Below are 26,468 nucleotides of genomic sequence, written 5' to 3' on the forward strand. Positions count from 1 at the left end.
CAACGCCGTTGCGGTAGCGGCAGGGGCGCTCCGCGCCGGGGCCGGGCGAACGGAGCCCGGCGGGGGCGGGTGGCGGGACAGCGCCAAGCTCGTTGAGCACGGCTCGGGTTGGGGCGCTGCCGCTGAGGCCGTGCTCCAGGTGGGGCCGGGCTCGGGGCGCTGCGGCTGCTGCCCTGCGGCTTGCCGGGGGGGGCCGTCCCCGGCGCGTGAAGCCTGACAGAGGCTCGAGCTGGGGGCGCTGCCGATGGCGTTCCGTGAACCGGTGTGCCCTGGCGGGGGCGGGTGGCGGGACCGCGCCAAGCTGTTCGAGCGTGGCCTGGCTCGGGGCGCCGCCGATGTCGGCCTGCGCCTTGCGACCCCAATGAGGCCGGGGCCCCCGGGCACATGGAGCGCGGCCGCTGGGTTCCAGGCAGGGCACGGGGCTGGACCGTCCCGGGCCTGGGGGACACGGCTCCTTGTCGAAGCGCTGCGGCTGCCGCCCTGCGGGCTCTCGCCCCCAGCGGGAGCGTTCCGAGGGCGCGGAGCGCTGTCGTTGGGCCCGTGCCTTGGGGGCGGGACTGCCCCGGGCGTGTGTGTGGGTGCACCGGGCGGGGTGAAGCGCTGTCGCTGTGGCCCGTGTTCCGGGTGGGAGCAAGGTTGCTGCCTGCCGTTGGTGGCCTGGGGGGCGATGGCACGGGGGTGAGCGGTCGTGAACCTGGCCATGGCGGGCAGGCCGAACCCAAGTGGGCGGCCTCGCTGGGGCAGTCCGACCCTTGTCGGTTGGGCGGACCCTGGCGGGCAGGCCCAGGCCCCGATGGGTGGTGGGCTTCGGCAAGGCCATAGCTCAGGGCGGGTGGGTGGGACTGCCCCGGGCGCGCGCAGCGCGACCCCGGCACGGAGCTGGGCCCAGGGCGGAGGCCGGGACCGGAGCCGGGGCCAAGGCCGGGACGGAACCGAAGTCAGGGCTGGGGCGGGGCCGGAGCCAAGGCCGGGGCAGGGACGGAACCGAAGTCGGGGCGGGGCGGATTCGGAGCCACGGCGGGGCCAAAGCCCAGGCTGAGCCAGAGCCGGGGCCAAGGCCAAGGGCGAACCGGGGCCGGGGCGGAAGCGGAGCGGGGCCAAGGCCGGGCCGGGGCCGAGGCCGAAGCCGGAGCCAAGGCCGGAGCTGGGGCTGGGGCCGGGGTGGGGCCAAGGCTGGGGTCGGGGGGTTAGCGGGCTGTGGCTGTGCCTCGTTCCGCGTCGAGCGCGTACACGCACCGGTCCTTGCTGCACGCATAAACCACCCCGTCCCGCACCACCGGCGCCCCCGTGATCTCACCACCGGTGGCGAGCTTCCAGCGGAGGCGGCCGTCGTCGGCCTTGAGGGTGTAGAGGAGGTGGTCGGTGGCGCCGAAGTGGATGCGGCGGTCGGCGACGACCGGGGAGCCGACGACCTCGCCGCCCGCCTGGAAGCGCCACTTGGGGGTGCCGGTGACGGCGTCGAGGGTGTAGAGGCCCTTGCCGCTGCCGACGTGGACATGCCCGTCGGCGACCAGGACGGGGTCGACGGAGGAGCGGGACTCGGTGGCGATGCGCCAGCGGTCGCGGCCGTCCGTGGCGTCGAGGGCGTACACGGTGCCCAGGTAGTCGGCGAGGTAGACGCCGCCCCCGGTGACGGCGGGCCCCGGCGCGAAGGCGGGCGGGGAGAGGAACGCGGCGGGCGCCTCGAAGTGCCAGCGCACATGTCCGGCCGCGACGTCCAGGGCGAGGACGCGGGTGCCCGCGGCCACGTACACGAAGCCGTCGTCGGCCTGGGTCACGCGGACGGGCACGCCGCCGCAGGACGCGGCGTCGCCGATGGGGTACGACCAGCGCTCGATGCCGCTGCGGGCGTCGACGGCGCGGAGCCGGGCGTCCTTCCAGACGTACACCGTGCCGTCGCGGATGACGGGCGCGGCCTCGGGCGTCTCGAACTCGGTCTGGGCGCCGGTGATCTCCCAGAGCTTCTCGCCGTTGGCGGCCTCCCAGCCCTGGACGCCGCCGCCGCGCGTGGCGGTGACGACGGTGCCCCGGTCGGCCTGGAGGGCGTACACCCAGGCGTCGGTGGACAGGCGCCACAGGTCGGTGCCGTCGGAGCCGTCGAGGGCGTAGAGGGTGGGCCCGTCGGACGCGTGGATGCGGCCGTCCGCGACGGCCATGGACCAGGCGACGTCGCGGGTCTTGAAGCTGCGCCGCCCGGTGCCCACGTCGAGGGCGTGGACCTCGAAGGAGGTGACGTAGACGAGGTTCCCGGCGACGGCGGGCGTGCCCCACACGTCGTTCGACATGCGGAACCGCCAGGGCCGCCAGGAGCCGCCCGCGGCGGCCCCGGCGCCGGTGGGCGCGGCGGCGGGCCCGGTGCCGTTGGCGCGCGGCTGCGCCGGGGCGGGCGCCGCGGAGCGGGACCAGGATCCGGCGAGCCCGGAGGGCTGCGGCGCGGCGGCGGCGCGGGCCTCGGCGACCCGGGGCCCGGGCCCGATCGGCACCGGGGCGCCCGCGAGCTGCACGGGCCCGGCGTCGGGCAGGCCCCCGTGGAGGTCGGGCGCGCCGCCGTGGAAGGGGGCGCGCGACGCGGCGTGCGAGGGCGCGGACGGGGCCGCCTGCGACGGGGCGTGCGCGGGCATGGCGGGCGCCTGCCGCGGCGGGGGCGGCATGGACACGGGCGCGGACGCGGCCCCGGCGCGGCTGTTGCGCCCCACGGAGCCCGCGGTGGCGGCGGCGCGCGCGGGCGGCCGTCCGCCGCGCCGGGCCTCGATGAGGGCCACGGCCCGCTCGGGCAGCCAGGCGGACGCGGTGCCGCTGTCGTCGCCGGAGCTCTCGGAGGCGAACAGGTGCGGGGCGAGCTGGGCCTGGAGGTCGGCGGGGCTGGGCCGCAGCGTGGCGTCCATCTGCATGCAGGACTCGATGAGCGGCCGCAGCTCGTCGGGCAGGCCCTCCAGGTCGGGGCCCTCGCGAAGGAGCATGAAGACGGTCTCGACGGGGTTGGCGCCGTGGAACGGCGCGTGCCCGGTGGCGGCGAAGACGAGGGTGGAGCCGAGGGAGAAGACATCGCTGGCGCCGGTGACGCTGCGGGAGTCCTTCGCCTGCTCGGGCGACATGTAGGCGGGGGTGCCGACCGCGACGTTCGTCATGGTCAGACGAGTGTTGGAGACGCCGGACGCGATGCCGAAGTCGATGACGCGGGGGCCGTCCTCGACGACGAGGACGTTGGACGGCTTCAGGTCGCGGTGCACCAGGCCCGCGCCGTGGATGGACTCCAGGGCCTCGGCGACGCCCGCGGCGAGCCAGCGCACGGCCTGGGTGGGCAGCGGCCCGTGCTCGTTCACTATCTCTTCGAGCGAGGGCGCGGGCACGTACGCCGTGGCGAGCCAGGGCACGGCGGCGCGCGGGTCGGCGTCCACCACCGCGGCCGTGTAGAAGCCGGAGACGGCGCGCGCGGCCTCCACCTCGCGCGTGAAGCGGACCCGGAACAGCTGGTCCTCGGCGAGCTCCGTCCGCACCGTCTTGATCGCCACGCGCCGTCCGGACGCGGAGCGCGCGAGATATACGAGCCCCATGCCGCCGGCACCGAGCCGCCCAAGGACCTCGAACGGGCCGATCCGCCGCGGATCGTGCTGCGTCAGCTGGTCCACCACTTGCCTGCCACCTCCCCGTACCCGGCCGCCGTTCCACAGCGGCCTCGTGCAGCGTCTCACCACCGAGCCGCTCGGGCGGCACGCACCCTGATTCTTCCTGTCCCGGGCGATGGTTGCGAACCCGGGGCAACATCGGGATGTTTACGGACAAAAGCCGCGCAAGGGTACTGGATGGGGGACTTCAGTCCTGGAGGATGCCGAATGTCGCCCCTTGGTTGTCGACGAGCACGGCCACCCTGCCGTACCGCATGTCGAACGGCTCGGTCCGCACCCGCCCGCCGAGACGTCGTGCCGCGGCGGCCGTCGCGTCGCAGTCCGCCACGCTGAAGTAGCTGAGGAAGTGCGCGGGCATCTCCGCGGGCACGGCGCCCGACATCACGGCGCGGCCCCCGACCGCGGTCCCGGGCCCGGCCTCGGCGCCCTCCGGCGACCAGATGCGGAATTCCTCACTGCCGACCTCGCCACCGACATCGCCGCCGACCTCGACGTCGTCGACGCCGTACGCGAAGACGGACTCGTAGAACGGGTCCACGGCACTCTTGTCGCGTACGTACACCTCGGTCCAGCAGTAGGCGCCCGGCTCCCGGAGCCTGCCGAAGCCGTGGTGGCTCCCCGCCTGCCAGAGGCCGAAGACCGCGCCCTCGGGGTCGGTCACGAGCCCCATCGTGCCGAAGGGACCCACCGGCACCGGCTCCGTGATCACCTGCCCGCCCGCGGCCGTGACCCGGGCGGCGGCCGTGGCCGCGTCGGGCGTCGCCAGATAGACCGTCCAGGTGGTCGGCATGCGGCCGTCGGGCTTGGCGGCGAGCGCGGCGACCGGCTCACCGTCGAGCAGCGCCTGGGTGTAGTGCCCGTACTCGGCGCCCGCGCCCTCGTCGAAGGTCCACCCGAAGAGCTCACCGTAGAAACGCTTGCCGCCCTCCACGTCGGGCAGCATCGCGTCCACCCAGCAGGGGACGCCTTCCGCGAATTCCATAGAACCGTTTCCTCAGCTCCTGCCGCGGCGCTTGCCGTCGGCCCGCCCGGAAGGCCTTCCTATGGCTTCCGTCACAGTCAAGCTAACCGCACGGCCGGGACCGCGCAGCCCATCGAATCGAACATGCGTCCCATTCATTTCGGACGGCGCGCACCTCCCCTCACGGGCGCCCTCCGGCGCACTCAGAACCCTCTCCAGCGCCCCTGTGCCACCGCTCCAACCCCATTTGCACTCGGTCGAATCGCGCTCCGATCACCCCTCGGTAAGCTGACGGCATGACAGGACAGGTACGAACCGTCGACGGCCGAGTGGCCGGTCGACGCGGTCAGGCGACACGTCAGAAACTGCTCGACTGCCTGAGCGAGATGCTCAGCTCCTCCCCCTACCGCGACGTGAAGGTCATCGATGTCGCCCGGAAGGCGGGCACTTCACCGGCGACGTTCTACCAGTACTTCCCGGACGTCGAAGGCGCGGTCCTGGAGATCGCCGAGCAAATGGCCACCGAGGGCGCGGAGTTGACCCACCTCCTGGAGGGCCGCTCCTGGGTCGGCAAGGCAGCCTTGCAGACGTCGCAGGACCTCGTCGACGGCTTCCTGGAGTTCTGGCGGAAGAACGACGCGATCCTCCGGGTGGTCGACCTGGGCGCCGCCGAGGGCGACAAGCGCTTCTACAAGATCCGGATGAAGATCCTGAACTCGGTGAACAACTCCCTTGCGGACACCGTCAAGGAGCTCCAGTCCAAGGGCAAGGTCGACAAGGACGTGAGCCCCGCCGCGATGGCCGGCTCGCTGGTGGCGATGCTCGCCGCGGTGGCGTCCCATCAGCGCGGATTCCAGACATGGGGCGTCAAACAGGCCGAACTGAAGCCGAATCTGGCCGTGTTGGTCCATATGGGCGTCACGGGCAAGAAGCCCACGAAGTAACGGCCGCGGCCCCTCACGTCCTGTCACCCCGGCGCGGTCACACCGGGCCGCGCCGCACGGGGCTGCGCCCCCTTTCCCCTTGCCTCCGTTCTCGGCGCCTCGCGCCTCGACCTCACCCGCCGGACGGGCCTTCCGTCCGGCGTTCGAGGCGGAATATCCGGATCTCCCGGTCCACCCGCTTCTGGTACGCCGCGTACGGCGGCCAGAACTCCAGGGCCGCCGCCCAGGCGCGGGCCCGCTCGTCGCCCGTGAGCAGCCGGGCCCGCACCGGCACGTCCCGGCCCCGCCAGCTGATCTCCGCCTCCGGGTGGGCCAGCAGATTGGCGGTCCACGCGGGGTGGGCGGGGCGCCCGAAGTTGGAGCCGACCAGCAGCCAACCGCCCTCCCGCCACTCCACACAGGCCAGCGGCGTCCGCCGCGCGAGTCCGCTTCTGGCACCCCGCGCCGTGAGCACGAGCCCCGGCAGCATGCGCGCGCTCAGCAGCACCCTTCCGCGCGTGAGCCGGTGCACCGCGCGGTCCACGGCGGGCACCACGTGCGGGGCGACCCGGGCGAAGGCGCGGGTCGCCGACACCCTCCGTACGAACCGGACGCCGGGCGCGGCCATCAGACCGCCACCCGCGCGGACGCCACGGCGTCGGCCTGCCCCGTGAACAGTCCGGCGCGTTCGGCCGCGTACGCCCGCAGCCGGTGCGCGGGGCCGAAGAGCAGCTCGTCGCCCGACGCCCGTTTGAAGAACAGGTGCGCGTCGTGCTCCCAGGTGAAGCCGATCCCGCCGTGCAGCTGGACGGCCTCCGACGCCGCCGTCCGCAGCGCGTCGAGGGCACACGCGAGCGCGATCCCCGCGACGGGCTCGGGCGTCACCCCCTCCAGGCCCGGCGGAACCGCCGCGCCCGCCGCCCACGCCGCGTAGTACGCCGCGGAGCGCGCCGCGCACACCGCCACGTACACGTCCGCGAGGCGGTGCTTCACCGCCTGGAACGATCCGACCGGGCGGCCGAACTGCTCGCGCTCCTTGACGTGTCCGAGGGTGCGCGCGAGCGCCTCGTCCGCGGCGCCGACGGCCTCGGCGGCGAGCACCGCGGCGGCCCGCTCCCCCACGTCCGCGAGGGCGGGGAGCACGTCGTCGCCCGCGCCTTCACCCAGCAACTCCGCCTCTACGTCCCGGAGTTCGAGACGGGCCCGGGCGCGCGTCTCGTCGAGGGCGGTCCGCCGGGTGCGGACGAGCCCGGGGGCTTCGCCGCGTACGAGGAACAGCAGGGTCCGCGAGCGGGCGAAGCCGCCGGTGTGCGCGGCGACGAGCAGCAGCCCCGCGCTGTGCCCGTCGAGGACCTGGTCCACCTGTCCGTACAGCCGCCAGGAGCCGGTGGCGGCGGTGGCCTGGACGCCGCCCGCGCGGCCGCCGCCCGCCCAGGCGCCGCCGTTGTCGCCGGTGAGGCCGAGCGCGGCGCCGAGCGCCGCCCCGGGCACGGCGAGGGCGGCCGTGAGGTCGCCGGACGCGACCCGGGGCAGGAGCGCGGCGCGCTGCCCATCGGTGCCGAGGCGGAGCAGCAGCGGCGCGGCGAGCACGGCGGTGGCGAACAGCGGCGACGGGGCGAGCGTCCGGCCCAGCTCCTCCCCGGCCAGGGCGAGTTCGGTGACCCCGCAGCCCGCACCGCCGTACTCCTCGGGCAGCGCGAGCCCGGACAGGCCGAGCCGCCCCGCGAGGGCGCCCCAGAGCGCGGCGTCGTACCCGGCGGGGGTGCGTACGGCGGCGCGGACCCCGTCGGCGGCCCGGCGCTTGGTGACGACCTCGCGCACGGCGCGGCGGATCTCGTCCTGCTCCACTGTGCAGGCGGCGTCCATCGGCGGGCTCCTCCCCGGGCGGCACACCCGTATCTGACGAACCGTCACGTGCGGCGACGGGCCGACATGTTAGGACCGCGAGGGACAGATGCCCAGGCCCGCGACGGCCTCCCGCCGCCCGGGTCGTCTGATGTACCGTCAGATCCATGCCGAGCCCCTCGCGCACAGGAACCCGCAAGGTCGCCGTCGTGGGGGTCGCCCTCGCCGACTGCGGCCGCGTGGACGACGCCACGCCCTACGCCCTGCACGCCCAGGCCGCCCGGCGCGCGCTCGCCGACGCCGGGCTCGGCCGGGACGCCGTGGACGGGCTCGCCTCCGCGGGCCTCGGCACGCTCGCACCCGTCGAGGTCGCGGAGTATCTGGGCCTCCGCCCGCGCTGGGTGGACTCCACCGCCGTGGGCGGCGCCACCTGGGAGGTCATGGCGGCGCACGCGGCGGACGCGATCGCGGCGGGGCACGCCAACGCCGTCCTGCTCGTGTACGGCTCGACGGCGCGCGCGGACGTCAGGGCGGGCCGCCGCACGGGCAACCTGTCCTTCGGGGCGCGCGGCCCCCTCCAGTTCGAGGTCCCCTACGGGCACTCGCTGATCGCCAAGTACGCGATGGCGGCCCGGCGCCACATGCACGAGTACGGCACCACGCTCGAGCAGCTCGCGTCCGTGGCCGTGCAGGCGCGGGCCAACGCGGCGACCAACCCGGAGGCGATGCACCGCGCGCCGATCACGGTCGACGACGTGCTCGGCGGGCCCATGATCGCCGACCCGTTCACCAGGCTGCACTGCTGTCTGCGCTCCGACGGCGGCTGCGCGGTCCTGCTCGCGGCCGAGGACCTCGTGCGCGACTGCGCGCCCCGGCCCGTCTGGGTCCTCGGCACCGGCGAGCACGTCTCGCACACCGCCATGTCCGAGTGGCGGGACTTCACCGTCTCCCCCGCGGCCGTCAGCGGGCGGCTCGCCTTCGAGCGGGCCGGGGTGCGGCCCGCCGACATCGACGTGGCGCAGATCTACGACGCCTTCACCTATATGACCCTGGTGACGCTTGAGGACCTCGGGTTCTGCGCGAAGGGCGAGGGCGGCGCGTTCGTGGAGAAGGGGCGCCTTCTGCGGGGCGGCGAGCTGCCGACCAACACCGACGGCGGCGGGCTCTCCGCCCAGCACCCCGGCATGCGCGGCCTGTTCCTGCTCGTGGAGGCGGTGCGGCAGCTGCGCGGCGACGCGGGCGAGGCCCGCCAGGTCCGGGGCCCGAACGGCCGCCTCCCCCAACTGGCGGTGGCATCGGGCACAGGCGGCTGGTTCTGCTCATCGGGAACGGTGGTCCTAGGCCGCGACTGAGCGGGCCGGACGGGAGCGCCCCGAAGGGGCGCGGGGAACTGCGCGCCCAGCCAGGACGAACCCGCAGGCGATCGACGGCAAGGCACCGCAGAGCCTGCGGAGGCGGCCGGCGTATCGGGAGGGGGGAGGTGATCGAGGGGCCCGTGGGCGCACAATCGAGCCATGACGACGACGGACGGCTTTCGCGACCTGCTCAGATCCCAGAAGGTGTGGGACACCGAACTCCCCGTCTTCGACCCGGCGGCCGCACCCGACGCACCGCTCGGCCTCTTCCACCGCTGGTTCGCCGAGGCGGTGGCCGCGGGACAGGCCGAGCCGCACACCATGACCCTGGCGACCTCGGACGAGGCGGGCCGCGCCGACGCGCGCACCGTCATGCTGCACGACGCCGACGCCGCGGGCTGGCACTTCGCCTCGCACGACATCAGCCGCAAGGGCCGCCAGCTCGCGCGCGTGCCGCACGCGGCCCTGCACTTCTACTGGCCCGCCCAGGCCCGCCAGATCCGGCTGCGCGGCCCGGTCGCCGTCGCCCCGCACGCCGAGGCCCTCGCGGACCTGCACGCCCGGACGACGGGGGCGCTCGCCGCGGCGCTCGTCGGACACCAGAGCGAAGTCCTCGGCTCGCGCGCCGAGTTGACGCGGGCGTCGGAGGCCGCCTGGGAGCGGGCGGCGGAGCGACCGGACGCCGACGCGCCGAGCTGGACACTGTACGTACTGGCCCCCGATGAGGTGGAGTTCTTCCAAGGGGACGCCCGACGGCGGCACGTACGCCTCCGGTACCGGGCGGGGGACCAACAGGGGGGCTGGCTGAGGGAGTTGCTGTGGCCGTGACCGAAGAGGAAGGCCTGACCGGAGAAGGCGCCGGTCCCGTGCTGCGCCCCGCCCGCGCGGAGGACGCCGCCGCGGTCGCCGCGATCTGGCACGCGGGCTGGAGCGACGGCCATCTGGGGCACGTGCCGGAGGCGCTCCTCACGGTCCGCACCCCGCAGTCGTTCGTGCTGCGCGCCCCGCGCCGCGTCGACGACACGGTGGTCGCGCTCGTCGGCGGGGTGCACGCCGGGTTCGTGATGGTGGTCGACGACGAGGTCGAGCAGGTCTACGTGGCCGCCGCGCACCGGGGCACGGGCGTGGCCGCGGCCCTGCTCGCCGAGGCCGAGCGCGTGGTCGCCGCCAAGGGCCACCGGCGCGCCTGGCTCGCGGTCGTCGACGGCAACGCCCGCGCGCGGCGCTTCTACGAACGCCACGGCTGGCGCGACGAGGGCCTCTTCGAATACCTGGCCGCGAGCGCCACAGGACCCATCCGCGTCCCGTGCCACCGCTATGTGAAACAGGTCGCCGCGCCGTAGCCACCGGGCTGCGGACCGGCCTCATCGGCCTTCGGCCTCGTCCTCAAGCGCCGGACGGGCTGAATGGCGCCAGTGCGGACCGGACCCTGTCCGCGGGCCGACACGGGACGGCCGACCCGCGCCGGAGCCCTGCCGGCCCGTCCGGCCCCGGACGGGCTGAATTCAGCCCGGTTCGAACACCGGCACCGCCAGGCCCTCCGCCGCCTCGCGGAAGGCGACGCGCAGCTCCATGCCGATCCGCAGGTCCCGCTCCGGGCAGCGGACGACCTCGGTCATCATCCGCGGGCCCTCCGCGAGGTCGACGACGGCGGCGACGTACGGCACGCGCGCGTCGAAGGGCGGCAGGTCGTTGCGGTGGACGACGGACCAGGTGTAGAGCGTGGCGCGGCCGCGGGACGGCTCCCAGGTGACGTCCTCGCTCCAGCAGTGCGGGCAGAACTCGCGCGGGTAGTGGTGCGCGCGCCCGCAGCCGGGCGCGCGGCAGCGGCGGATCAGCAGCAGCCCCTCGGCGGCCGCGTCCCAGTAGGTCCGGGTGAAGGCGTCAACTTCGGGGAGGTCGGAGCGGGGTCGTCCGTCGCCCGTCATCGGCCGGGGCGTGCGGTGCCGCTGGGGCGGTGGGTGTCCATGCGGGAATCTCTCCTGATCAGCGGGGCCGAAGAGGCGTAACTGATGGGGTGTCAGTTCAGCGCAACGGTCAGGCCGCGCGCAAGAGGCCGTCGTACGTGATCAATTCGCAACCGGTTTCGGACTTGTCCGTCACCCATCAAGTGACGGCGTGGCTACTCTCCCGTCATGGCCGACTCGAACCCACCGCCCCCCAGCACCGACCGGCCCCTCCCGGAGAGACCAGGGCCGGTCCGCCCCGTGTACGTCATCGGCGGCGGCCCCGGCGGCCTCGCCGTCGCGGCCGCGCTGCGCGCACGCGGCGTACGCGCCGTGGTGCTTGAGAAGTCCGACCGCGTCGGCGCGTCCTGGCGCGGCCACTACGACCGCCTCCGGCTGCACACCACGCGCCGCCTCTCCGCGCTGCCCGGCCTCGCGATGCCGCGCTCGTTCGGCCGCTGGGTCCGCAGGGACGACGTGGTCCGCTATCTGGAGAAGTACGCGGAGCACCACGAACTGGACGTCGTCACCGGCGTCGAGGTGACCCGCCTGGAGCGCACGGCCGACGACGACGGCTGGCTCCTGCGGGCCACCGGAGGGCGCGAGCTGACCGGCCGCGCGGTGATCGTCGCCACCGGCTACAACCACACCCCGCACGTCCCCGACTGGCCCGGCGCCGACACCTTCCCCGGCGACCTCCGGCACGCCTCCGCCTACCGCGACCCCACCCCCTACGCCGGCCAGGACGTCCTCGTCGTCGGCGTCGGCAACACGGGCGCGGAGATCGCCGTCGACCTCGCGGAGGGCGGCGCCGCCCGCGTCCGCCTCGCCGTGCGCACCGCGCCGCACATCGTGCGCCGCTCCACCGCGGGCTGGCCCGCGCAGCGCTCCGGCATCCTGTGCCGCAGGCTGCCGGTGCCGGTCGTCGACCGGCTCGGCCGCGCCATCGCCCGCGTCAGCGTGCCCGACCTGTCCGCGCACGGCCTGCCGCGCCCCGCGACCGGCCTGTACTCGCGCGCCCGAGACGGCGCCATCCCGGTGCAGGACGTCGGGCTCATCGACGCGGTGCGCGCGGGCCGGGTCGAACCCGTCGCCGCCGTCGAGTCCTTCGAGGGCGGCAAGGTGCTCCTCGCCGACGGCAGCCGCGTCGGGCCCGACGCCGTCATCGCCGCCACCGGCTACCGCCGCGCCCTGGAGCCCCTCCTCGGCCACCTCGGCGTCCTCGACGCGCGCGGCCGCCCCCGCGCGCACGGCCCGCGCACCGCCCCCGAGGCCCCGGACCTGTACTTCACCGGCTTCACCAACCCCATCAGCGGAATGCTGCGGGAGCTGGCGAGGGACGCGGGCCGGATCGCCCGCGCAGTGGCGCGGTCCGCGGCCTAGGCCTGGCCCCGGGCACCCGTACGCAACCGGCCAGTTGCCCGAGGCGCTCTTGGCAGGCGGTGGTTCGTACGGTTCGGTGGAAGGGCGGGTGCGCAACCGCCGCAGCGGCCCCACGCGCCCCGCCGGGCGGAGCCCTGCCGCGCGCCGGTCGCGGAGCCCGCCGCCCGCCACGGACTTTGCCCGCAGCCCCATTCCTGACAGGCCGTCAGTTCAGTAATCTGACTAAGCGTCAGTTACGAGTCCCGGCACTGTCGCAGCCGCCCGCGGCCCCCGTCCACCGGGGCCCGGCCGGCCCAGTCGTCGCTGTCACACAGGAGCGGGCGTACCGATGCTTGGATCGACGTACGGCACCTTCACCTCCGACCCCCGCCGCGCACGCGCCGTCGCCTGCGGCAACCTCCCCGCCGCCACCGTCCACGGCCGTGCCGCCACCCCCGGAGACCTGGACGTCAGCGGGCGCCCGCTGTACGCCGACGCCCCCGATCTCGACCGCTTCTTCCGGCCGGAAACCGTCGCCGTCATCGGCGCGTCCGACGCCGAGGGGCGGCCCCACACCGGCATCACCCGCAAGCTCGTCGACTGGGCCGGGCGCGTCGGCGCCCGTCTGTACCCGGTGCACCCCACCCGGCCCGCCGTCTTCGGCATCCCCTGCGCCCGCTCGGTCGCGGACCTGCCGGGCCCCGTCGACGTGGCGGTCGTCCTGGTGCGCGACCCGCTGCCCGTCGTCGAGGAACTCGCCGAGGCCAAGGCGCGCTTCGCGGTCGTCTTCGCCTCCGGCTTCGCCGAGACCGGCGCGGCGGGCGCCGCCGCGCAGGCCCGGCTCGCCGCCGCCGTGAGCCGCTCGGGCCTGCGCCTGCTCGGCCCGAACACCAACCTCAACGCCTTCGAGGAGTTCCGCGAGGACCTCCAAGGCCCCGCCATCGCCCTCATCACCCAGTCCGGCCACCAGGGCCGCCCCCTGTTCACCCTCCAGGAGCTGGGCATCCGCCTCTCCCACTGGGCGCCCACCGGCAACGAGGCCGATCTGGAGACCGCCGACTTCGTCTCGTACTTCGCCGAGCAGCCGGACGTCGGCGCCATCGCCGCGTACGTGGAGGGCCTCAAGGACGGCCGCGCCTTCCTGCTCGCCGCCGACCGGGCCGCCCGGCGCGGCGTCCCGGTCGTCGCCGTCAAGGTCGGCCGCACCGAGACCGGCGCCCGCACGGCCGCGTCCCACACCGGCAAGCTGACCGGTGCCGACACCGTCGTGGACGCGGCGATGCGGCAGTTCGGCGTGATACGCGTCGACGGGCTCGACGAACTCCAGGACACCGCGGCCCTGTTGGCCCGTGCCCGGCCGCCCCGCGCGGACGGCGTGGCCGTCTACTCGATCTCCGGCGGCACGGGCGCGCACTTCGCCGACCTCGCGACGGCTGCGGGCCTCAGTCTGCCGACGCTCGCGGAGCCGAAGCAGACCGAGCTCCACCAGTGGATCCCGCACTATCTGAACGTCTCCAACCCCATCGACAACGGCGGCCACCCCGTCGGCGACTGGCGCGGCCGCAAGATCATCGACGCGATCCTGGCCGACCCCGCGATCGGCGTCCTGATCTGCCCCATCACGGGTCCGTTCCCGCCGATGAGCGACCGCCTCGCCGAGGACCTGGTCGCCGCGGCGGAGGAGACGGACAAGCTGATCTGCGTGGTCTGGGGCTCCCCGGTGGGCACGGAGGAGGCCTACCGCTCCACGCTGCTCGGCTCGTCCCGCGTCGCCACCTTCCGCACCTTCGCCAACTGCGTCACGGCCGTGCGCGCGTACGTGGACCACCACCGCTTCACCACGGCCTACCGCTCCCCCTTCGACGAGGCGCCGCGCACCGCCTCGCCCTCCTCCCGCAAGGCCGAGGCCCTGATGCGCCCCGGCCAGCTGCTCAGCGAGCACGCCGGGAAGCAGCTCCTGCGCGCGTACGGCATCCGCGTGCCGCGCGAGCAGCTCGTCACCAGCGCGGCCGGGGCCGTGCGCGCCGCCGGGCAGGTCGGCTACCCCGTCGTCATGAAGGCCTCCGGCGCGCGCATCGCCCACAAGACCGAACTCGGCCTCGTCCGGATCGGCCTGACCTCCGCGAGCCAGGTCCGCGACGCCTACCGCGACCTCACCGACATCGCCCGTTACGAGGACATCGACCTGGACGGCGTCCTGGTCTGCCAGATGGTGGAGCGCGGCGTCGAGATGGTCGTCGGCGTCAGCCAGGACCCGCTGTTCGGCCCCACCGTGACCGTGGGGCTCGGCGGGGTGCTCGTGGAGGTCCTGCACGACACCTCGGTCCGGGTGCCGCCCTTCGGCGAGGACCAGGCCCGCGCGATGCTCGACGAACTGCGCGGCCGGGCCCTCCTGGACGGCGTGCGCGGGGCACCACCGTCCGACCTGGACGCCCTCGTCGAGGTCGTCCTGCGGGTCCAGCGGATGGCCCTCGAACTGGAGGGGCAGCTGGCGGAGCTGGACATCAACCCGCTGATGGTCCTCGGCCGCGGCCAGGGGGCGGTGGCCCTGGACGCCCTCGCGCGCTGCGGGTGAGCGGGCGCCGGGGTCAGCCCTCGTCCGCGTTCCGGAACGTGCGGCGGTAGGCCGTCGGCGTCACGCCCAGGACCGACTGGAGGTGCTGGCGCATCGACTGGGCCGTGCCGAAGCCGGACTCGCGGGCGACCCGGTCGACGGACAGGCTCGTGGACTCCAGGAGGTGGCGGGCCCGCTCCACCCGCTGCCGGGTGAGCCACTGGCCGGGGCTGACGCCGACCTCCTCGCGGAAGCGGCGGGTGAAGGTGCGCACCGACATCGCCTCCTGCTCGGCCAGGTCGCGCAGCTGGAGCGGCTCGTGGAGGCGGCCGAGCGCCCAGGCCCGCGCGGTGGTCGTCGTCGCCAGCTGCGGCTCGGGCACCGGGCGCTGGACGTACTGCGCCTGACCGCCGTCGCGGTGCGGCGGTACGACCGTGGAGCGGGCCACCTCGTTGGCGACGGCGGCGCCGTGGTCGCGGCGCACCACGTGCAGACACAGATCGAGCCCCGCGGCGACCCCGGCGGAGGTGAGCACGTCGCCGTCGTCGATGAACAGCACGTCCGCGTCGACCTCGATGCGCGGGTGGAGCCGCTGGAAGTGCTCCGCGTGCGCCCAGTGCGTGGTCGCCGGGCGGCCGTCCAGGAGGCCCGCGGCCGCCAGGACGTAGCCGCCCGTGCAGATCGACACCATGCGGGTGCCGGGACGTACGTGCGCGAGGGCGGCGGCCAGCTCGTCGGTGAGGCGGCCCTCCTCGTACACGGGCCCCAGCTCGTGCGAGGCGGGCACCACGACCGTGTCGGCCGTGGCGAGCGCCTCGGGCCCGTGCTCCACCACGACGTCGAAGTCGGCGTCGGTGCGGACCGGCCCCGGCGGCCGCACGGAACAGGTCACGACCTCGTACAGGCGCCGTCCGTCGGCGCTCCGCGCGCGGCCGAAGATGCGCTGGGGAATGCCCAGCTCGAAGGGGATGACACCGTCCATGACGAGAACGGCGACGCGGTGCGGGACCGGTGCCCGCCGCCCCCGCCCGCCCCTGCGCGCCCGCTGCCCGTCCATGGCCCGATCCTAGCGAACGCTGTCCCCCCGGCCACTCGATCGCGCCGGGGCCCGGCCCGATCCTGGCTGACGTGACCCAGACAACCGAGAGCTCCGCACGGCCGGACGGCACCGAGTCCCCGCGCGGCCGGGGGCGGCGCGCGCCGCGCGTCCACCGCGCCTGGCTCGTCGCGGCCGTCACCTTCGTGACGATCATCGGCGGCGCCGCCTTCAACTCCCTGCCCGGCCTGCTCATCGACCCCCTGCACGAGGAGTTCGACTGGTCCCGGGGCGAGATCGGCCTCGCGGTCTCCATCGACATGGCGCTCTACGGGCTCACCGCGCCGTTCGCCGCCGCGCTCATGGACCGCTTCGGCATCCGCAAGGTCGTCGTGAGCGCCCTCGGCCTGGTCGCGGCGGGCGCGCTGCTCAGCGTGTGGATGACCGCGAGCTGGCAGCTGATGCTCTACTGGGGCCTCCTGGTCGGCCTGGGCACCGGGTCCATGGCGCTCGCCTTCTCCGCCACCGTCACCAACCGCTGGTTCGTCGAGCGGCGCGGCCTGGTCACCGGCATCCTGACGGCGGCGGGCGCCTCCGGGCAGCTGGTGTTCCTGCCGCTGTGCGCGTGGATCGTGGACGAGCACGGGTGGCGGCCCGCGTCCGTGACGGTCGCGCTCGCCGCGCTCGCCGTGGTGCCGTTCGTGTGGCTGCTCCTGCGCGACCACCCCGCCGACGTCGGACTCGCCCCGTACGGCGGCGCGTTCACACCCAAGCCGGAGCCGACGCGGGGCGCCGCCGCGCGGACCCTGCGGGTGCTGTTCGACGCGGCGCGGACCGGCCCGTTCTGGCTGCTCGCGGGGACCTTCGCCATCTGCGGGGCGTCCACCAACGGCCTGGTGCGCACGCACTTCGTGCCGTCCGCGCACGACCACGGCATGCCCGTCACCGCGGCGGCTTCGCTGCTCGCTGTGATCGGCGTCTTCGACGTCGTGGGCACGATCGCCTCCGGCTGGCTCACGGACCGCTTCGAGGCGCGGCGGCTGCTCGCCGTCTACTACGCGCTGCGCGGCGTCTCGCTGGTGTTCCTGCCGATCCTCCTCGCGCCCAGCGTGCACGTCCCGATGCTGTTCTTCATCGTCTTCTACGGGCTCGACTGGGTGGCCACCGTGCCGCCCACGCTCGCCCTGTGCCGGGAGCACTACGGGGCCGACAGCGCGATCGTCTTCGGCTGGGTGCTCGCCTCGCACCAGGTCGGCGCGGCGCTCGTCGCCTTCCTCGGCGGCGTGGCCCGGGACGTCTTCGGGTCGTACGACGTGGTCTGGTACGCGTCCGGCGGCCTGTGCGCGGCCGCGGCCCTGATGTCCCTCGTGATCCGGCGCACCGGCCGGGACGCGGAACTCCCGGCGTGAGCCCGGGCGGGCCTCAGGACAGGCGGCCGCGGTGGAACAGGAGCGGGGCCGCCTCCCGGTCCGTGGCGTCCAGGGCCTCCACCCGGCCGACCACGATGAGGTGGTCGCCGCCGGTGTGCACCGCGTGCACGGTGCAGTCGATCCACGCGGGCGCGCCCGCGAGGCGCGGGGAGCCCGTGACGGGCGCGGCGTCGTAGGAGACCCCCGCGAACTTGTCGGCCCCGCTGACCGCGAACGCCCGGCACAGCTCCGCCTGATCCGCACCGAGCACGTTCACGCAGAAGACGCCCGCGCGGGCGATGCGCGGCCACGTCGTGGACGTACGGGCCACCATGAAGCAGACCAGGGGCGGATCGAGGGAGAGCGAGGAGAACGACTGACAGGCGAACCCCGCGGGGCCGCGGCGGCCTTCGGCCGGGGCCGTCACCACGGTGACGCCGGTGGCGAAGGTGCCCAGGACACGGCGGAACTCCGCCGCGTCGAGCGGCGCGCGCTCACCCTCACGGACGGCCCGCAGCCGGGGCCGCGGCACGGCATCGACCGCCACCGCCGTAGGGGCCCCCACCGACCTGAGGTAGCGCACGACCGTGGCCGCCATTCCCGCGTGTCCCATCACGTCCCCCATTGAAGCTGACGGCCCATCAGATTGGAAGAGGCGGTCCCTGGGGGAGCGCCCCCAAAGGGGCGCGGGGAACTGCGCGACCAGCCACGACGAACCCGCAGACGCACACCCAGCAAAGCGCTCAACGCCCCTCAAAGGTGGGGGAACGGCGCTCCAAAAAGCTGGCAACGCCCTCCCGCGCGTCACGGGTACCCATATTGATCTCCTGGGCGGCAGCCTCCGCGGCCAGCGCGGCGGCACGCCCGGACTCCAAGGACGCGTTGACGAGCTGCTTGGTGAGAGCGAGAGCCCGGGTGGGCCCGGAGGCAAGGCGCTCCGCCCAGGCGCGGGCGGTCTTCTCCAGGTCGGCGTCCGCCACGACGCGGTTGACGAGGCCGAGCCGCTCCGCGTCGGCGGCGGCGAGCGCGTCGCCGAAGAACATCAGCTCCTTCGCGCGCTGGGGCCCGACGAGCCGCGGCAGCAGATACGCCCCGCCGCCGTCCGGGACCAGGCCCCTGCGGACGAACACCTCGATGAACGCGGCCGATTCGGCGGCCAGGACCAGATCGCAGGCGAGCGCCAGATGGGCACCGAGCCCCGCGGCGGTGCCGTTCACGGCGGCGATGACGGGCTTCTCGCAGTCGAGGACCCCGGTGATCAGCCGCTGCGCCCCCTCGCGCAGCGTGCGGGCGATGTCCCCCGCGACGCGCTCGCCCCCGCCGGAGGCGCCGCGCAGATCGGCTCCCGCGCAGAAGGCGCCACCGCTACCGGTGATCACGACGGCCCGCGTGGCCGGGTCGCGGGAGGCCTCGTCGAGCAGCCCGACGAGACGGTCCCGGTCGCCCGGCGCGAGCGCGTTGCGCACATCGGGCCGGTCGAGGGTGATCCAGGTGACGTGGTGGCTGGTGGAGTGGTGGATGCGGGGGTCGGCCATGGAGGGGGTCCGCTCTCTGTGAGGGATGGTCGGGCGCGCCGGCTGGGAGGGGGCGGTCCACACCGCCCGGTGAGCGGACGTCTCAGAACACCATCACCGCCCGTGCCACCCGGCCCGCCTCGGCGTCCGCACGGGCCCGGGCGAAGTCCTCCACCCCGTACGTCCGCGTCACCAGTTCGTCGAGCAGCAGGCGCCCCGCCAGATACAGCTCCGCGTACAGCGCGAAGTCCCGCTGCGGCCGGGACGACCCGTACCGGCAGCCGAGGATCGACTTGTCCAGGAACAGCGACGAGACGACGAACGACGCCTCGGCGGCGGCCGGCGGCATCCCGAGGAGCACCGCCTGCCCGTGCCGGTCCAGGAGGTCGACGGCCTGCCGGGCGAGCTCCACCCGGCCCACGCACTCGAAGACGTGGTCCGCGCCGGTCGGCAGGGCCTGGGCCACGCCCTCGGCCGACGGCAGGAAGTGCGTGGCGCCGAACTGCCGTGCCACCGCCTCCTTGTCCGGGTTCGCGTCGACGGCCACGATCGGCCGCGCCCCCGCGATCCGCGCGCCCTGGAGCACGTTGAGCCCGACGCCCCCGGTGCCGATGACGACGACGGAGTCCCCGTACGCGACCTCGGCCCGGTTGAGGACCGCTCCGACGCCGGTGACCACCGCGCACCCGATGAGGGCGGCGGACGCCAGCGGGATCTCCTTGGGTATCCGCACGGCCTGCACGGCCTTGACCAGGGTCCGCTCGGCGAAGGAGGAGTTCGCCGCGAACTGGTACAGCGGCGTGCCGCCCCGCGCGAACGGCCGGTCGGGCATCCCGATCGCCTTGCGGCACATGGTGGGCCGCCCCCGGTGGCACTCGGCGCACGCCCCGCAGTTCGCGATCGTGGACAGGGCCACGTGGTCACCGGGCACGACGTGCGTGACGCCGGGCCCCACGGCCTCCACGACGCCCGCGCCCTCGTGCCCGAGCACCACGGGGACCGGGAACGGGATCGTCCCGTCGAGCACCGACAGATCGCTGTGGCAGAGCCCGGCCGCCGCGACGGCCACCAGGACCTCGCCGGGCCCAGGCTCCCGCACCTCCAGGTCGTCGACGACCTCCACGCTCCGCCCGTCGAACACCACGCCCCTCATCGCACACCCCTCACCGAGGCCCCTCGGCCTCTCTCGGCAGGCCGAGCACCCGCTCGGCGATGATGTTCCGCTGGATCTCGTCGGAGCCGCCGTAGATCGTGTCGGCGCGCGAGAAGAGGAAGAGCCGCTGGGCCGCGTCGAGTTCGTAGGGAGCGTCCGCGGACCAGTCGCCGGGGCCCGCCGCGGCGAGCGCCCCGCGCACCCGCACCGCCAGCTCCCCGAGCCGCTGGTGCCAGCCGCCCCACAGGAGCTTCGCGACGCTGGGCGCGCCCGGGTCCCCGCCGCCCAGGGTCCGCAGGGCGTTCCACCGCATGACCCGCAACTCACCCCACAGAGCGATGAGTTGGTCCCGCACGACCGGGTCGCCCGTGGCCCCGCCGCGCACGGCGTCGCGTACGACAGCCGCCAGTTCCGCCGCGAAGCCGATCTGCTGGGCGAGCGTGGACACCCCGCGCTCGAAGCCGAGCAGCCCCATCGCGACGCGCCACCCCGCGCCCTCGCCGCCGACGACGTGCCCCACGCGCGCGCGTGCCCCGTCGAAGAAGACCTCGTTGAACTCGGCCGTCCCGGTCAGCTGCCGGATCGGCCGCACCTCGATCCGCCCCGGCTGGTCCATCGGCACGAGCAGGAACGAGAGACCCTCGTGCCGCCGCGCCCCCGCGCCCCCGGTGCGCGCGAGCACGAAGCACCAGTCGGCCTCGTGCGCGAGCGAGGTCCAGATCTTCTGACCGCTGATCCGGTACGCGTCCCCGTCGCGCTCGGCGACCGTGCGGACGCCCGCGAGGTCGGAGCCCGCGCCCGGCTCGCTGTACCCCTGGCACCACAGGGTCTCCCCGCGCGCGATGGACGGCAGGAACTCGTCGCGCTGCTCCTGGTTCCCGTACGCGAGGAGGGTCGGCGCGAGCAGCTTCTCGCCGATGTGGCCACAGCGTCCCGGCGCCCGCACGCGCGCGTACTCCTCGGCCCACACGACCTGCTGCGTGAGCGAGGCCGTACGGTTGCCGTACGCGCCCGGCGCCGTGTCCCAGCCGATGCCGATCCAGCCGCCGCGCCCCAACTCCCTTTCCCAGTCCCTGCGCAGGGCCGGGTCCTGGTGCTCGGCCCCGGGCCCGCCGTGCCCCGCGGCCGCCGCGAAGCCGCCGGTCAGATGGCGGTCGAGCCACTCCCGCGCCTCGGTGCGGAAGGCCTCGTCCGCGGGCCCGAATGCGAAGTCCACGGCCGGGCCTAGGCGGTGGGGCCCGACGGGGACCGGCCGGGCGGGGCGTCGGGCGGGGCGGTCGGCGCCGCGTTGGGCCTGGCCCCCCGCGCCGCCGCCCGCGCCATCGCCTCCACCCGCTCCAGGAGCGGCATCGGGTCGGTGCCCACCGCGGTGGGCAGCTGGTCCGCGATCCGCTCCGGCGTCAAGCCGCCGTCGACGTACGCGGCCCGCAGCTCGCGCGGCTGCGCCCACACCGCGATCTTGGGTCCGGCGACGGTGTACACCTGCCCGGTGATCCGCTCGTCCCGGGCCCGGTCGCTGAGCAGGTACACCACGAGCGCCGCGACGTCCTCCGGCTCGCCGATCTCCGTCAGCTCCATGGGGACGTTCGCGGACATCCGGGTGCGCGCCACGGGCGCCACCGCGTTGGCGGTCACGCCGTACTTGTGCAGACCGAGCGCGGCGCTGCGCACCAGGGAGATGATGCCGCCCTTGGCCGCGCTGTAGTTGGCCTGCGACACGGAGCCCTGGTGGTTGCCGCTGGTGAAGCCGATCAGGGTGCCGGAGCGCTGTGCGCGCATCACGGCGGACGCGGCCCGGAAGACGGTGAAGGTGCCCTTCAGATGAGTGGCGATGACCGGGTCCCACTCCCGCTCGGTCATGTTGAACAGCATTCGCTCGCGCAGGATCCCGGCGACGCACACGGCCCCGTCGAGCCGCCCGTACGCCTCCCTGGCCGCGTCGACGACGCGCTGCCCGCCCGCCATGGTGGAGATGTCGTCGGCGACGGCGACCGCCTCGCCCCCGGCCGCCTCGATCTCCTTGACCACGGCGTCGGCTATCTCGCTCGCGGGCTCACCGCCCTCGACCGACACCCCGTAGTCATTGACGACGACCTTGGCGCCCTCGGCCGCCGCGGCGAAGGCGACCGCCCTGCCGATGCCGCGCCCGGCGCCCGTCACGGCGACCACCTTGCCTGCCAAGAAGTTCCCCACACCGGCCCCTTCCCGCGGTTTCTGACGGACCGTTAGATTCTATGACCCGTCAGACACGGTGAGACAAGCCCCGGGGAGGACCCATGTCGGCTCCGCTGCGCGGACCGGACCTGCCGGCCATGCCGCCCGCGTTCCACGAGCTCGCCGAGCGCGTCAACAACTGGGGCCGCTGGGGCGCCGACGACGAACTGGGCACCCTGAACCTGATCACCGACGAGGTGGTGCGCGCGGCCGCGGCCACCGTGCGCACGGGCCGCCGCGTCCCGCTCGCGCTGCCGCTGCGCCACGACGGCGTCCAGGCGGGCCTGATCCCGGGCCGGGTCAACCCGCTGCACACGATGGTCCAGATCAACCAGCGCCTCTTCGGCCCCGGCACGGTCGCGACCAGCGACGACGCGGTCACCATGGGCCTACAGGCCGCCACCCACTGGGACGCGCTCCCGCACGTCTCGCACTCGGGCCTGCTCTACAACGGCCGCCCCGCCGACAGCGTCACGGCCCACGAGGGCGCCCGCTTCAGCGGCATCGAGAAGATCCCGCACGTCGTCTCGCGCGGCGTCCTGCTCGACGTGGCGCGCGCCCACGGGCTCGACCGGCTGCCCGGCGATCACGCCGTCACCCCCGAAGACCTGGCCCTCGCCGCGGAGTTCGGCGGCGTCACGGTGCGCGCCGGGGACGTCGTACTGATCCGCACGGGCCAGGTCCGGCTCTATCTGGCGGGCGACAAGAACGCGTACGCGATGCCGTCCCCCGGGCTCTCCTGCCGCACCCCGGAGTGGTTCCACGCGCGGGACGTGGCAGCCGTCGCCAACGACACGCTCACCTTCGAGATCTTCCCGCCGGAGATCGAGAACCTCTGGCTGCCGGTGCACGCCCTCCACTTGGTGGAGATGGGCATGCTCCAGGGCCAGAACTGGAATCTCGAAGAGTTGTCCACAGCCTGTGGAGAGGAGCGGCGCCACAGCTTCCTGCTCGTGGCGATGCCCGAGCCGTTCACGGGCGCGACGGGCACCCCGGTGGCACCGGTCGCCGTCTTCTGACCCCGTACGGAGTTCGGGTGGCGGCGCGTCGGCGCCCCGCCCCGAGCGCGTGACCGCGCGCCGCCATCCGGCTCCGGCGTACGAGCCCCGCCCCCCTTCTGCCCTGAAGGAGCGCGACGCCGAATCGCGAACCGCACCTCGCCGAGGACCGGGCCACAGGCGCCACCGTCCCTCGACGTCCCCTCGCGGCGAATCGCTGCACACCAGCGTGATCAGCCGAGTACGGTACGTCAACACCCGTCCGGGGATTTATGAACTATGCCGGTTTTGCACCGCACGCGCACGGCCGCGCACCGTGGCACGCGACGGCGCACGCGCCAGCACGCCAGGGGCACACCAGGCATTCGACGACAAGCGGCGACGGGCACCACCAAGCATTCGACGACAAGCCACGACGGGCACCATCAAGCATTTCTGCGACAAGCCACGACGGCCCCATCAAGCCCGTCCGGCGTTTGAGGACAAGGCCGAAGGCCGACAAAACCCTCAGCGCACCCCGAGAGCAACCTCTGAATACCGCGAAGCCGAAGCGGCAGCGCCCACGCACCGGTCCACCTCGCACCAGATCCGCTTGCCGCCCCCCTCCGGCTGCCACCCCCACCGATCCGCGAGCCCGTCCACGAGTTCGAGCCCGCGCCCGTTGGTCTCGTCGCCCTCGGCGTGCCGGGGCCGCGGCGGCCGCGCGCAGCGGTCCGCGACCTCGACGCGCACCGTGCCCGGCTCACCGGTCGGCACACCGGGGAGCAGCATGTGCAGGACGGCCGGACAGCCCGTGTGCACAACGGCGTTGGTGACGAGCTCCGAGATCAGCAGGATGAGCGTCTCGGCCAGCGGCTCGTCCGCCGCTATGCCGGACCCGGCGAGCCGTGACCGCGCCCATCTGCGGGCCCGGCCCACTTCCGCGGGGTCCGGCTCGACTTCCAGCTGAACTTGAAGCACCTGCACCGCTCACACCATCCGAACCGGCGGACACAACGCCTCGTGACGCCCCAGGGTCACGGAACGTGAGCCCCTGAGGAGACAGCATGGTTGACGTACAGTCACCCCAACAAGCGCTTCGGGCATATTCCAGCGCGAAGGAGTACGCGTGCGGCATACTGTGCGACGCGCGCCGCAGGGGGTCGAACAGGCGGGCGCTCGGCCGCGTCCTGTGCGGCGAGCGGAGCGCGCTACCAGGCACGGAGCTGCCTCGGGGGCAACACCGGCGCGGCTCGGCATCAGGACCACTCGCATCTCACACAAGGTACCGGAGCCGGACGCCGACTCCGCGTCGCGACGAGTCACGCGTAGGACACAACCCGATATCGACGCTCAGTAGCCTTCGCGCCGTTCCGAGTTTCTCAAGCCGATCAAGCCGTCCGCCAGCGCTGCGTGACGAAGCGACCCCAACGAGCGAAAGCGGCCCCACGGCGTGGCCCGCGCCCCGGGACGCCACGGGCGTCCGTGCCGTCACAGCGCGGCGGCCAGTTCCTCCTCGGCGCGGGCCGCCGTCGTGCCGAGTCCGGCCCGCACCCAGGCCCGCTTGAGGTGCAGATGCACGTCCGCCTCCCAGGTGAACCCCATGCCGCCGTGCACCTGCAGGCAGTCGCGGGCGTTGCGCACGGCGGCTTCGTCGGCGAGGAGTTTGGCCCCGGCCACCTCGCCCGGATCGCCCGTGACGGCGGCCGCGTACACGGCGGCACGGGCGACCTCGGTGCGCACGAGCAGCTCGGCGCAGAGGTGCTTGACGGCCTGGAAGGCGCCGATCGGCTGCCCGAACTGCTCGCGCTCGCGGGCGTATTGGACGGCCATGTCGCGGGTGCCGCAGGCGGACCCGAGCTGTTCGGCGGCCAGCAGCAGCGAAGCCAGGGGCTCCCTCGCGCACGCGCCGGGAACGCGGTGCAGCGGCGTCAGCGGGTCCACGGACCGCAGGGGCGTCGCCCCCGCGGCGTCCCCCACGACGACGTCGGCCTCGTCGAGCCAGGGCACGAGCGTGCCGTCCACGGCGGTCACGACCGTCTCGCCGGTCGCCGCCCCCTCGACCTCGCCCGCCGCGAGGAACGTGGCGACCAGCGGCCCGGGCAGCAGCGCCCGCCCGGCCTCCTCGAACACGAGCACCGCCTCCACCGCGCCGAGGCCGAGGCCGCCGCGCGCCTCCGGAACACGCAGGGCGAAGAACCCGGCGTCACCGACGGCCCGCCACAGCGTCCGGTCGAGGCCGGGCGCGGACACGGCGGCTCGCAGGGCGTCGCGCCCGAAGCGGCGGGCTAGCAGCGCCCTGAAGCCGTCGCGCAACGCCCGCTGGTCGTCGTCCGGTTGGAGGTCCACGCCGGCCGTCACCGCCCCTTCGGCAGTCCGAGGATCCGCTCGGCCACGATGTTCCGCTGGATCTGCGAGGTGCCCGCGGCGATGGTGTACGACAGCGAGGAGAGCCGCTCCCGCGCCCAGGCGTTGCCCAGGTCGAGGCCGCCGTCCCCGAGCACGTCGGCGGCGGCGTCGTACAGCTCCTGACGCGCGTGCGAGTAGCGCAGCTTGAACACCGAACCGCCCGCCCCGGGCACGCCGCCGGTGCGCTGGGCCTCGCTCACGTTCCGCTGCGTGAGGCGCCACAGGGCCTGGAACTCGGCGCTCAGGCGCCCGAGTCTGCGCCGCAGCACCGCGTCGTCCCAGCGGCCGTTCGCGCGGGCCTCGCGGGCGAGTTCGCCGAGCACGCGGCGGCAGCCGACCACCTCGCCGACGAAGGCGGTGCCGCGTTCGAAGGACAGCGTCACCGTGGTCACGCGCCAGCCGTCGTTCTCGGCGCCCACCCTGTTGGCGACGGGCACCGGCACCTCGTCGAGGAAGACCTCCGCGAACTCCGCGGACCCGGCGAGCGTCCGCAGCGGCCGCACCGTGATCCCCGGCGCGTCCATCGGAAGGGCGAGCCAGCTGAGGCCCCGGTGCCTGGGCGCCTCCGGGTCGGTCCGCACGAGGAGTTCGCACCAGTCGGCGACCTCGGCGTGCGAGGTCCAGACCTTGGACCCGGTCACCACGTAGTGGTCGCCCTCGCGCCGCGCGCGCGTGCGCAGCGACGCCAGGTCGGAGCCCGCGTCCGGCTCGCTGAAGCCCTGGCACCAGATCTCGTCGCCGCGCAGGATCGGCTGGAGCCAGCGCGCCCGCTGCTCGGGGGTGCCCTCGGCGGCGATGGTCGGTCCGGCGTGCAGCAGCCCGACGAAGTTCGCGCCCACGTACGGCGCCCCGGCGCGTTCGCTCTCCTCCAGGAAGATCATCCGCAGCGTGGGCGAGGCCTCCCAGTGGACGTGCGCGTACCCGGCGTCGTACAGCGCGCGCTGCCAGCCGGAGTCGTACGCGCGCCGGCCCGGCCAGTCGAGCGGGTCGGGGCGCTCCGGCAGCTTGGGCAGCACCTCCGCGAGCCAGTCGCGCAGGCGGGCGCGGAAGTCCTCTTCCTCATCGGTGTACGAGAGGTCCATCGGGAGCACCCGCCTCAACCGTTTCTGATGGCCTGTCAGATGGCAGGCTAGCCCCGCACCCCTGGACCGACAAGGCGTGGCGCCCTACGCTCTGCGCACGAT

22 protein-coding genes are annotated in these 26,468 nt (G+C 74.6%); 8 read left to right on the plus strand and 14 right to left on the minus strand.

The window, feature by feature from the left end; all coding sequences use genetic code 11:
* Nucleotides 1–1,187 precede the first annotated feature (1,187 nt).
* Together afsK and CP982_RS19300 are read right to left on the minus strand one after the other, a co-directional pair.
* On the minus strand, nt 1,188–3,632 hold the full coding sequence (afsK, locus tag CP982_RS19295; RefSeq protein ID WP_150511690.1) for a protein serine/threonine kinase AfsK: 2,445 nt from the start codon (nt 3,630–3,632) through the stop codon (nt 1,188–1,190).
* A gap of 181 nt (nt 3,633–3,813) precedes the next feature.
* Entirely contained in the window at nt 3,814–4,608 is a 795-nt protein-coding gene (locus CP982_RS19300) for a VOC family protein (RefSeq protein ID WP_150511691.1), read from the minus strand.
* Nucleotides 4,609–4,883: 275 nt separating this feature from the next.
* Between CP982_RS19300 and CP982_RS19305 the strand changes: the two genes are divergently transcribed.
* On the plus strand, nt 4,884–5,531 hold the full coding sequence (locus tag CP982_RS19305; RefSeq protein WP_144004003.1) for a TetR family transcriptional regulator: 648 nt from the start codon (nt 4,884–4,886) through the stop codon (nt 5,529–5,531).
* 112 nt (nt 5,532–5,643) lie between these two features.
* Here CP982_RS19305 and CP982_RS19310 read toward each other — a convergent pair whose 3' ends face one another.
* A complete protein-coding gene (locus tag CP982_RS19310; RefSeq protein ID WP_150511692.1) occupies nt 5,644–6,138 on the minus strand; it encodes a nitroreductase/quinone reductase family protein in 495 nt (164 codons plus the stop codon).
* Complete coding sequence (locus tag CP982_RS19315; protein WP_150511693.1) at nt 6,138–7,376, minus strand: acyl-CoA dehydrogenase family protein; 1,239 nt, start codon at nt 7,374–7,376, stop codon at nt 6,138–6,140. The genes CP982_RS19310 and CP982_RS19315 overlap by 1 nt, the downstream gene beginning before the upstream one ends.
* 146 nt (nt 7,377–7,522) lie before the next feature.
* Between CP982_RS19315 and CP982_RS19320 the strand changes: the two genes are divergently transcribed.
* From CP982_RS19320 to CP982_RS19330, 3 genes are all read left to right on the plus strand, one after another.
* A complete protein-coding gene (locus CP982_RS19320; RefSeq protein WP_150511694.1) occupies nt 7,523–8,707 on the plus strand; it encodes a thiolase C-terminal domain-containing protein in 1,185 nt (394 codons plus the stop codon).
* A gap of 162 nt (nt 8,708–8,869) precedes the next feature.
* A complete protein-coding gene (locus CP982_RS19325; RefSeq protein ID WP_150511695.1) occupies nt 8,870–9,538 on the plus strand; it encodes a pyridoxine/pyridoxamine 5'-phosphate oxidase in 669 nt (222 codons plus the stop codon).
* A complete protein-coding gene (locus CP982_RS19330; RefSeq protein ID WP_229879425.1) occupies nt 9,535–10,053 on the plus strand; it encodes a GNAT family N-acetyltransferase in 519 nt (172 codons plus the stop codon). Before CP982_RS19325 ends, CP982_RS19330 begins: the two co-directional genes overlap by 4 nt.
* Before the next feature lie 162 nt (nt 10,054–10,215).
* Here the strand turns inward: CP982_RS19330 and CP982_RS19335 are convergent, their stop codons facing one another.
* A complete protein-coding gene (locus tag CP982_RS19335; RefSeq protein ID WP_150511696.1) occupies nt 10,216–10,638 on the minus strand; it encodes a Zn-ribbon domain-containing OB-fold protein in 423 nt (140 codons plus the stop codon).
* 207 nt (nt 10,639–10,845) lie between these two features.
* Between CP982_RS19335 and CP982_RS19340 the strand changes: the two genes are divergently transcribed.
* Together CP982_RS19340 and CP982_RS19345 are read left to right on the plus strand one after the other, a co-directional pair.
* Complete coding sequence (locus CP982_RS19340; RefSeq protein ID WP_150511697.1) at nt 10,846–12,039, plus strand: flavin-containing monooxygenase; 1,194 nt, start codon at nt 10,846–10,848, stop codon at nt 12,037–12,039.
* Nucleotides 12,040–12,367: 328 nt separating this feature from the next.
* Complete coding sequence (locus CP982_RS19345; protein WP_150511698.1) at nt 12,368–14,593, plus strand: acetate--CoA ligase family protein; 2,226 nt, start codon at nt 12,368–12,370, stop codon at nt 14,591–14,593.
* Nucleotides 14,594–14,606: 13 nt separating this feature from the next.
* Here the strand turns inward: CP982_RS19345 and CP982_RS19350 are convergent, their stop codons facing one another.
* Nucleotides 14,607–15,629, minus strand: a complete 1,023-nt coding sequence (locus CP982_RS19350; RefSeq protein WP_150511699.1) for a GlxA family transcriptional regulator — start codon at nt 15,627–15,629, stop codon at nt 14,607–14,609.
* Nucleotides 15,630–15,700: 71 nt separating this feature from the next.
* Here CP982_RS19350 and CP982_RS19355 point away from each other — a divergent pair, with 71 nt between their 5' ends.
* Complete coding sequence (locus tag CP982_RS19355) at nt 15,701–17,017, plus strand: MFS transporter (protein ID WP_150511700.1); 1,317 nt, start codon at nt 15,701–15,703, stop codon at nt 17,015–17,017.
* A 13-nt stretch (nt 17,018–17,030) separates the two neighbouring features.
* Here the strand turns inward: CP982_RS19355 and CP982_RS19360 are convergent, their stop codons facing one another.
* The 5 genes from CP982_RS19360 to CP982_RS19380 all read right to left on the minus strand — a co-directional run bounded on the left by CP982_RS19360 (nt 17,031) and on the right by CP982_RS19380 (nt 21,877).
* Entirely contained in the window at nt 17,031–17,630 is a 600-nt protein-coding gene (locus CP982_RS19360) for a flavin reductase family protein (RefSeq protein ID WP_150511701.1), read from the minus strand.
* Nucleotides 17,631–17,760: 130 nt separating this feature from the next.
* Nucleotides 17,761–18,552, minus strand: a complete 792-nt coding sequence (locus tag CP982_RS19365; protein ID WP_150511702.1) for an enoyl-CoA hydratase/isomerase family protein — start codon at nt 18,550–18,552, stop codon at nt 17,761–17,763.
* Between the two features lie 82 nt (nt 18,553–18,634).
* On the minus strand, nt 18,635–19,684 hold the full coding sequence (locus tag CP982_RS19370; protein ID WP_150511703.1) for an alcohol dehydrogenase catalytic domain-containing protein: 1,050 nt from the start codon (nt 19,682–19,684) through the stop codon (nt 18,635–18,637).
* A gap of 10 nt (nt 19,685–19,694) precedes the next feature.
* On the minus strand, nt 19,695–20,900 hold the full coding sequence (locus CP982_RS19375) for an acyl-CoA dehydrogenase family protein (RefSeq protein WP_150511704.1): 1,206 nt from the start codon (nt 20,898–20,900) through the stop codon (nt 19,695–19,697).
* A gap of 8 nt (nt 20,901–20,908) precedes the next feature.
* Entirely contained in the window at nt 20,909–21,877 is a 969-nt protein-coding gene (locus tag CP982_RS19380) for an SDR family NAD(P)-dependent oxidoreductase (protein ID WP_150511705.1), read from the minus strand.
* A gap of 83 nt (nt 21,878–21,960) precedes the next feature.
* Here CP982_RS19380 and CP982_RS19385 point away from each other — a divergent pair, with 83 nt between their 5' ends.
* Nucleotides 21,961–22,917, plus strand: coding sequence for a cyclase family protein (locus CP982_RS19385; RefSeq protein WP_150511706.1), 957 nt, complete (start codon nt 21,961–21,963; stop codon nt 22,915–22,917).
* 486 nt (nt 22,918–23,403) lie between these two features.
* Here CP982_RS19385 and CP982_RS19390 read toward each other — a convergent pair whose 3' ends face one another.
* From CP982_RS19390 to CP982_RS19405, 3 genes are all read right to left on the minus strand, one after another.
* Nucleotides 23,404–23,862: an ATP-binding protein gene (locus CP982_RS19390; RefSeq protein ID WP_150511707.1), complete on the minus strand. Its 459-nt coding sequence runs from the start codon at nt 23,860–23,862 to the stop codon at nt 23,404–23,406.
* A 504-nt stretch (nt 23,863–24,366) separates the two neighbouring features.
* Nucleotides 24,367–25,224, minus strand: coding sequence for an acyl-CoA dehydrogenase family protein (locus CP982_RS19400; protein WP_150511709.1), 858 nt, complete (start codon nt 25,222–25,224; stop codon nt 24,367–24,369).
* An 8-nt stretch (nt 25,225–25,232) separates the two neighbouring features.
* Complete coding sequence (locus CP982_RS19405) at nt 25,233–26,366, minus strand: acyl-CoA dehydrogenase family protein (protein ID WP_150511710.1); 1,134 nt, start codon at nt 26,364–26,366, stop codon at nt 25,233–25,235.
* Nucleotides 26,367–26,468 lie beyond the last annotated feature (102 nt).

Source organism: Streptomyces spectabilis, from assembly GCF_008704795.1.
Taxonomy (GTDB): Bacteria; Actinomycetota; Actinomycetes; order Streptomycetales; family Streptomycetaceae; genus Streptomyces; species Streptomyces spectabilis.

Bases quoted from the DNA above. Each gene is read 5' to 3' on its own strand.
- CP982_RS19320 (WP_150511694.1), top strand. From the start codon at position 7,523: ATGCCGAGCCCCTCGCGCACAGGAACCCGCAAGGTCGCCGTCGTGGGG.
- CP982_RS19385 (WP_150511706.1), top strand. From the start codon at position 21,961: ATGTCGGCTCCGCTGCGCGGACCGGACCTGCCGGCCATGCCGCCCGCG.
- CP982_RS19310 (WP_150511692.1), bottom strand. From the start codon at position 6,138: ATGGCCGCGCCCGGCGTCCGGTTCGTACGGAGGGTGTCGGCGACCCGC.
- CP982_RS19340 (WP_150511697.1), top strand. From the start codon at position 10,846: ATGGCCGACTCGAACCCACCGCCCCCCAGCACCGACCGGCCCCTCCCG.
- CP982_RS19300 (WP_150511691.1), bottom strand. From the start codon at position 4,608: ATGGAATTCGCGGAAGGCGTCCCCTGCTGGGTGGACGCGATGCTGCCC.
- CP982_RS19335 (WP_150511696.1), bottom strand. From the start codon at position 10,638: ATGACGGGCGACGGACGACCCCGCTCCGACCTCCCCGAAGTTGACGCC.
- CP982_RS19305 (WP_144004003.1), top strand. From the start codon at position 4,884: ATGACAGGACAGGTACGAACCGTCGACGGCCGAGTGGCCGGTCGACGC.
- CP982_RS19370 (WP_150511703.1), bottom strand. From the start codon at position 19,684: ATGAGGGGCGTGGTGTTCGACGGGCGGAGCGTGGAGGTCGTCGACGAC.
- CP982_RS19315 (WP_150511693.1), bottom strand. From the start codon at position 7,376: ATGGACGCCGCCTGCACAGTGGAGCAGGACGAGATCCGCCGCGCCGTG.
- CP982_RS19405 (WP_150511710.1), bottom strand. From the start codon at position 26,366: ATGGACCTCTCGTACACCGATGAGGAAGAGGACTTCCGCGCCCGCCTG.
- CP982_RS19345 (WP_150511698.1), top strand. From the start codon at position 12,368: ATGCTTGGATCGACGTACGGCACCTTCACCTCCGACCCCCGCCGCGCA.
- CP982_RS19365 (WP_150511702.1), bottom strand. From the start codon at position 18,552: ATGGCCGACCCCCGCATCCACCACTCCACCAGCCACCACGTCACCTGG.
- CP982_RS19325 (WP_150511695.1), top strand. From the start codon at position 8,870: ATGACGACGACGGACGGCTTTCGCGACCTGCTCAGATCCCAGAAGGTG.
- CP982_RS19360 (WP_150511701.1), bottom strand. From the start codon at position 17,630: ATGGGACACGCGGGAATGGCGGCCACGGTCGTGCGCTACCTCAGGTCG.
- CP982_RS19350 (WP_150511699.1), bottom strand. From the start codon at position 15,629: ATGGACGGGCAGCGGGCGCGCAGGGGCGGGCGGGGGCGGCGGGCACCG.